Genomic DNA, 3,939 nt, shown 5'->3' with positions numbered 1-3,939 from the left:
TCTGTCGTATTGCTCCTGTGCTGCTCTCTAGTCTCATTCTTGTTTTTTTTTACGGCTCCGGCGCCCACCGAGATCTACACAGTATCTTACCCTCTTCCCCTACCCGCCGCTCTTCCGAGCTGCCGTTGCACCGCCCACCGCTGCCGCGCCCGCCGTACCGGCTGCCGCCGGCGCCGCGCCGTCTTCCGGCAGGTCGTACTTCGGCAGCGCGTCATTGCTCGACTGCGCGGCCGCCTCGCCGCGCGCGTTGCTGATCAGCATCTGACGACGCTGCAGGTACGCGTTGCGCACGAACGAATACTTGTCGAGCGCCGCGGCATCGAGCACGTCGCCCGCGCCCAGCAGGTTCGAACGCGTGTTGACGAGGTTGACGCCGAACAGGCCCCAGCTCACGCCATCCGGCTTCACGTACGTGAGCGGGTTGCCGACGTAGTCGACGCCGAGGCCGGCCGTGTCGCGCAGCGTGCTCGGGCCGAGCAGCGGCAGCACGAGATACGGGCCCGACGGCATGCCGTAGCGGCCCATCGTGATCCCGAAGTCGGCCGTGTGCTTCGGCAGCTTCGCGATCGTCGCGACGTCGAACAGGCCGCCGACACCGAACACCGTGTTGATCACGACGCGCATGATGTCGCCGACGCCGTCCGCGATCCGCAGCTGCACGATGTTGTTCGCCGCGATGTAGACGTCACCGATGTTCGAGAAGAAGTTCGTCACGCTGTCGCGCACCGGCTGCGGCACCACGTACTGGTAGCCCTTCGCGACCGGCTTCAGCGCATATGTATCGACCGTATCGTTGAACTTGTACATCGACCGGTTGAAGCCTTCGAGCGGATCGCCCTTGGTCGGCGTCTGCACGGTCGCGCAGCCGCTCAACGCGGCGACTGCCGCTACCGCCAGCGCGGCCTGCCTGATGCGGATCGTCTGCATGGTCATTACCCTCTTGTTTTCTCTCGTGTGGTTATTGGGCCGCCGAACCGGACGCAGCGGACACCGCCGACGCCGGCACCGCCACCGGTGCCGGTGCAGCCGGCGCACCGGCTGCCGGCTTCGCCCCACCCGCATCGGCAGCCTTGCTGTACAGGAACTGGCCGATCAGGTTTTCGAGCACGATCGCCGATTGCGTCATCGTGATCGTATCGCCCGTCTTCAGCATTTCGGTGTCACCGCCCGGATCCAGACCGATATATTGCTCGCCGAGCAGGCCCGACGTCAGGATCTTCGCCGACGAATCCTTCGGGAATTGATACTGGCCGTCGACATCGATCGTGACAAGTGCCTGATACGTATTCGTGTCGAAGCCGATCGTCTTCACGCGGCCGACCACGACACCCGCGCTCTTCACGGCCGCGCGCGGCTTCAGCCCGCCGATATTGTCGAATTTCATCTTCACCGAATAGGTCGGCTGAAACGACAGCGAGCTCATGTTGCCGACCTTCAGCGCCAGGAACAGCACCGCAAGGAAGCCCACCACCACGAACAGGCCGACCCAGAAGTCGAGAGCAGTCTTTTTCATCGTCATCCCAAAATTTGGCTTGGCTGAGGCTTAGCTGAACATCAGCGCAGTCAGCAGGAAATCGAGGCCGAGTACGGCGAGCGACGCGAACACGACCGTCTTGGTGGTCGCGCGCGACACGCCCTCAGGCGTGGGCTTCGCTTCATACCCTTGATACAGCGCAATGAAGGTCACGGCGAACCCGAACACGATGCTCTTCAGCACGCCGTTGCCGACGTCGGCCCAGACCTGCACGCCGCCCTGCATCTGCGACCAGAACGCACCCGGATCGACGCCGATCAGCACGACGCCGACGAAGTAGCCGCCGAGCACGCCGACCGCGTTGAAGATCGCGGCCAGCAGCGGCATCGCGATGATGCCCGCCCACATGCGCGGCGCGATCACGTTCTTGATCGGGTCCACCGCCATCATTTCGAGCGCGGTGAGCTGCTCGCCGGCTTTCATCAGACCGATCTCGGCCGTGAGCGACGTGCCCGCGCGGCCCGCGAACAGCAGCGCGGTGACGACCGGCCCCAGCTCACGCACCAGCGACAGCGCGACCAGCAGGCCGAGCGCCTGCTCGGAACCATAGCGGTTCAGCGTGTAATACCCCTGCAGGCCGAGCACGAAGCCGACGAACAGCCCCGACACGGCAATGATCACGAACGAATAGTTGCCGAGGAAGTGGATCTGCTTCGTGACCAGCCGCGGCCGGCGCAGCAGCGGGAAGAATTCCAGCACGAGGCGCACGAACAGCCGCGTGCCGTAGCCCGCGCGCTCGAGGCCGCCGATGACGTAACGTCCGATCGCGCTGATCATGCGCGCCCTCCGCCGAGCCCGAAATCCGCTGCGAGCGGCGGGCTCTGGTAATGAAATTTGAACGGGCCGTCCGGCGCGCCGTCGATGAACTGCCGCACGCTCGGATCGGTCGATGCGCGCAGCTCGTCGGGCGTGCCCTGCGCGAGCACGCCGCCGTTGGCCAGGAAATAGACGTAGTCGGCGATCGCGAACGATTCCGGCACGTCGTGCGTGACGAGGATCGACGTGGCGCCCAGCGCCTGGTTCAGCGTGCGGATCAGGTTCGCGGTGATGCCGAGCGAGATCGGATCGAGGCCCGCGAACGGCTCGTCGTACATGATGAGCTGCGGATCGAGCGCGATCGCGCGTGCCAGCGCGATGCGGCGCGCCATCCCGCCCGATACTTCGGACGGCATCAGGTCACGCGCGCCGCGCAGCCCGACCGCGTTGAGCTTCATCAGCACGAGGTCGCGGATCAGGTCTTCAGGCAGGTCGGTGTGCTCGCGCAGCGCGAACGCGACGTTCTCGAACACCGACATGTCGGTGAACAGCGCGCCGAACTGGAACAGCATGCCCATCTTGCGGCGCAGCGCGTACAGGCCGTCGCGCGTTTGCGCGCCGACGTCGGCGCCGTCGAACAGCACCTGGCCGCGGCGCGCGCGCACGAGGCCGCCGATCAGGCGCAGCACGGTCGTCTTGCCGCAACCCGACCCGCCCATGACCGCAACGACCTGCCCACGCCCGAAGCGCAGGTTCAGGTTGGACAGGACGAGGCGGTCGCCGTAGCCAAAGTCGACGTCGCGAAGTTCCAGCAGTGTCTCGGTAGGAGTGGGGCTCACGGAGCTGACAGTCCTTTTACGCAGAACGCCGAATTATAGGGCCTGCCTTGGAATGATGTCGTGACGCCGCTTCAGCCCCTGCGGTCAATGATTGTCAAATTGTCCGGAAAAACATTGCTGCAACGCAGCAACAGCAGCCCGATAGTCGGTCGCGCCCGTCACCGCACTGACCACCGCGACACTGCCGACGCCCGTTGCCAGCACGGCCGGCAGCGCGTCGAGCCCCACCCCGCCGATCGCGACGAGCGGCGCCTGGGCGCCCGCGAAGCGCGCATAACGGGCGATCCGGGCGAGGCCCTGTGGCGGCGCAGCAACGGCCTTGGTCGCGGTCGCGTAAACAGGGCCGAGCGCGAGGTAGCTCGGGCGCTCATGCAGCGCCCGCAACATTTCGTAATAACCGTGGCTCGAAAGTCCGAGCCGCAAGCCCGCGCGCGCAATCGCGGCCAGATCGGCTGTTTCGAGGTCTTCCTGACCGAGGTGAACACCATACGCACCTTCATCTGCAGCGATCTGCCAGTGATCGTTGATGAACACACGCGCATCGGGATGGCGGCGCCCAGCCGCGACCGCGCGGGCGATTTCCCGCCGCAAGGTGTCCGGCGTCGCGCCTTTCACACGTAGTTGCACGGTCAGCACGCCGCAATCGAGCACGCGCTCGACCCATTCGGCATCCGGCACAACTGGATAAAGGCCAAGCTGCTCGGGGCACGGCGCGAACGCGGGTTCGGGCGCGGCCGGCAGCCCGGCGATCCGCGGGAACCGCGTGGCGTCGACCGGCCACGCGTCGGCGCCGCGCGTTTCATCGCCGTA

5 protein-coding genes are annotated in these 3,939 nt (G+C 65.9%); all 5 read right to left on the bottom strand.

Annotated features, from left to right (window positions below; translation table 11 throughout):
• Positions 1-99 precede the first annotated feature (99 nt).
• Complete coding sequence (locus tag G3O00_RS40825) at positions 100-927, bottom strand: VacJ family lipoprotein (RefSeq protein WP_241025574.1); 828 nt, start codon at positions 925-927, stop codon at positions 100-102.
• Between the two features lie 31 nt (positions 928-958).
• Positions 959-1,519: an outer membrane lipid asymmetry maintenance protein MlaD gene (gene mlaD / locus G3O00_RS40820; protein WP_041492723.1), complete on the bottom strand. Its 561-nt coding sequence runs from the start codon at positions 1,517-1,519 to the stop codon at positions 959-961.
• A gap of 24 nt (positions 1,520-1,543) precedes the next feature.
• On the bottom strand, positions 1,544-2,311 hold the full coding sequence (gene mlaE / locus G3O00_RS40815) for a lipid asymmetry maintenance ABC transporter permease subunit MlaE (protein ID WP_006477137.1): 768 nt from the start codon (positions 2,309-2,311) through the stop codon (positions 1,544-1,546).
• Positions 2,308-3,129: an ABC transporter ATP-binding protein gene (locus G3O00_RS40810; protein WP_011350716.1), complete on the bottom strand. Its 822-nt coding sequence runs from the start codon at positions 3,127-3,129 to the stop codon at positions 2,308-2,310. Before G3O00_RS40810 ends, mlaE begins: the two co-directional genes overlap by 4 nt.
• Before the next feature lie 84 nt (positions 3,130-3,213).
• A partial coding sequence (gene thiE, locus G3O00_RS40805) for a thiamine phosphate synthase (RefSeq protein ID WP_206146388.1) occupies positions 3,214-3,939 on the bottom strand: 726 nt, incomplete at its 5' end.

This window comes from Burkholderia sp. Ac-20384 (assembly GCF_017104605.1).
Taxonomy (GTDB): Bacteria; Pseudomonadota; Gammaproteobacteria; order Burkholderiales; family Burkholderiaceae; genus Burkholderia; species Burkholderia lata.
The sequence above is the reverse complement of the archived record's forward strand: the minus strand, read 5'-3'. Positions and strand labels throughout refer to the sequence as shown.

Excerpts from the sequence above, each read along its gene's own strand:
- G3O00_RS40825 (WP_241025574.1), bottom strand. The coding sequence starts at position 927 with ATGCAGACGATCCGCATCAGGCAGGCCGCGCTGGCGGTAGCGGCAGTC.
- mlaD (WP_041492723.1), bottom strand. The coding sequence starts at position 1,519 with ATGACGATGAAAAAGACTGCTCTCGACTTCTGGGTCGGCCTGTTCGTG.
- mlaE (WP_006477137.1), bottom strand. The coding sequence starts at position 2,311 with ATGATCAGCGCGATCGGACGTTACGTCATCGGCGGCCTCGAGCGCGCG.